Here is a 2,364-nt window from a genome sequence, read left to right as displayed (position 1 = left end):
GGGGGGGGGGGGGGGGGGGGAGGGGGGGGGGGGGGGGTTGCGCCCCCCCTCCTCCCCCCCCACGTCGAGGTCAGCCCCGGCTGCCGAAGAGGCTCCGCTTGAGCCGACGCAGCGGGGAGAGCAGCAGCACCCGGGTGGTGCGACGGCGCACCGCCTTGGTGCTCACGCCACGCGGCGTCAGCTCCCTTATCAGGCCGAGCGCCTCCGCGGTGTCGACCGCGGGGACGGCAGGCGCGCCGAGTACGGACAGGTGGCGCTCGATCCGCCGACCGGTCGCGCCCACGCCGCACTGAATGGCCGGCACTCGGGGCCTGTCCCGCACTTGCATGTGTTCCATGATTCCCACCCCTACGAGGCGCCAGGGCCGTGAGGCGAAGACTATCCGTGAGAGACGGTCCTCACGCAACCGTCCTGGTGTTCTGCCACCGTATCGTGTGATGACAACTCACGTGGCACCAGGGACCCCAGGCTTTGTCACGACTGGGCATCGATAGCGGAAATTCCGACCGAACCCGCCCACATCACCCCCCTGACTGACCATCAGACCGACACTGCGTCAGGACACCCCCACCGATCTCCAGCCGACACTCCTATCACTCACCGGCCGCGACCCCCACCAAACCTCCCAGCCGGATCCCAGCGAACTCCCAGCCGGGCGACCGCCGACCACCGTGACGACCCCGGGCGGACACGCCGCGTGAAGGATTGGCGGTCGACGTTCGGAAACTGAATACTGGTGGGGGATTGACGCGCTCGTTACTTCTAAGCAGTATCTGTTGCGAGCGCACGGACGTGGGGAGGATCACACTCCGTGCGCCGAGGTTTGCAACTGGTTTCGACTGGTGAACACTGGCCCCCTCCAGTGCCCGTCGAGCGGGACCACAGCTCCACCCCACAGACTTCCACCACCCCCTGAGTCAACTGTCCGGACCGCCCCAACGCTGCGGCGCTCCGACTTCAGGCGGTGGAGGACGGGCGGCCGGCCGTTGAGGGTCGGCCGGGCCGCCAACGACCGCCGGTGTCGCCGCTCTGCCGCGACACCGGCGGCTACGTCTCCAGGCGCGGGTCCTGCCCAGGTGCAGGGCCTGCCGGCCGGGACGGACCGCGACCGGCCGGGACCGGCCCCGCCGAGCGGGGTCGCTAGAGTTGCCGGGTGCCTCCCCTGCTCAGCATCATCCTGCCCGTCCACGGCGTCGAGCGGTTCCTGCCGCGTTGCCTGGACTCGATCCTGGCCGACCAGGAGGGCGACACCGCCGGAGCCGACTTCGAGGTGATCGCGGTCGACGACCGCTCCCCCGACGGCTGCGGCGCCATCCTCGACGAGTACGCCGCCCGCGACCCGCGGCTGCGGGTGCTGCACCTGGCGGAGAACCAGGGGCTGGGCGGGGCCCGGATCGCCGCGCTGCCCGAGGCCCGCGGCCGTTACCTGTGGTGCGTGGACAGCGACGACTGGCTGCCCGAGGGCGCCCTGGCCGCGGTGCTCGCCGAGCTGCGGGCGGCGGCCGAGCGGGGGCTGGAGCCGGACGTGCTGCTCACCGGCTTCAACCACGTCTACCCCGACGACAGCACCGAGCCCAACCCCTGGCGCCACCTGCTGGCCGGCTCCCCGCTGGAGCGCCCCGAGGGGAGCACGCTGCGCGAGCACCCGGCGCTGCTGCGCACGGTGCTCTCGGTCTGGAACAAGGTCTTCCGCCGCGCGTTCCTGGACGGTCTGGAGGTCTCCTTCGGCCGCGGGTTCTACGAGGACATCTCGGTGACCTACCCGGCACTGCTGGCCGCCGACCGGCTCCGCTACCTGGACCGCGCCTGCTACAACTACCGGCGCGGACGCCCCGGCGCGATCACCGCGACGGCCTCCCCCAAGCACGCCGACGCCTTCGCCCAGTACCAGGCGATCTTCGCCTTCCTGGACCGGCACCCCGAGCTGGACGACCTGCGCTCGCTGGTCTTCGACCGGACCGTGCGGCAGGCGCTGACCGTCTACGACACCCCCGGGCTGGTCCCGGCCGAGCTGCGCCGGGACTTCTTCCACCGGATCGCCGCCCACTTCGCCGCCCACCGCCCGGCCGGCTATCGCTACCCGGGCGGCGTGCTGGGGGTGCAGTACCGGCTCGCGGCCCGCGATGCACGCCGGGGCTACGACGAACTGCGCCGGGCCGGGCGCCTGCCCCGCACCCTGAAGGCGACCCTGCGCCGGGGCTGACCCGGCGGGGCCGACCGCCGGCGCAGGGAACCGGCCGGCCTAGGGCCTGTCTGACAATTCGCGTCGGATCAGCGCGCGGCTCCCCCAGCCTTCGGCCGGGAGGTACCCCCATCACCCAGCCTGGCGGCTGGGTGGCGCCCGGCTGGGCGTGCCGGCGGATC

The 2,364-nt window shown here is 72.6% G+C and carries 2 protein-coding genes; one reads left to right on the top strand and one right to left on the bottom strand.

Annotation, left to right across the window (positions count from 1 at the left end):
• Positions 1-70: 70 nt before the first annotated feature.
• Positions 71-337: a hypothetical protein gene (locus ACQRUO_RS38805; protein ID WP_428320895.1), complete on the bottom strand. Its 267-nt coding sequence runs from the start codon at positions 335-337 to the stop codon at positions 71-73.
• 816 nt (positions 338-1,153) lie between these two features.
• Here ACQRUO_RS38805 and ACQRUO_RS38800 point away from each other — a divergent pair.
• Positions 1,154-2,203 (top strand): glycosyltransferase family 2 protein, encoded by a 1,050-nt coding sequence (locus ACQRUO_RS38800; RefSeq protein WP_428320894.1) that lies wholly within the window; start codon positions 1,154-1,156, stop codon positions 2,201-2,203.
• Positions 2,204-2,364 lie beyond the last annotated feature (161 nt).

This window comes from Kitasatospora sp. LaBMicrA B282, from assembly GCF_050325825.1.
Taxonomy (GTDB): Bacteria; Actinomycetota; Actinomycetes; order Streptomycetales; family Streptomycetaceae; genus Kitasatospora.
This window is presented reverse-complemented; position numbering and strand designations above follow the sequence as displayed.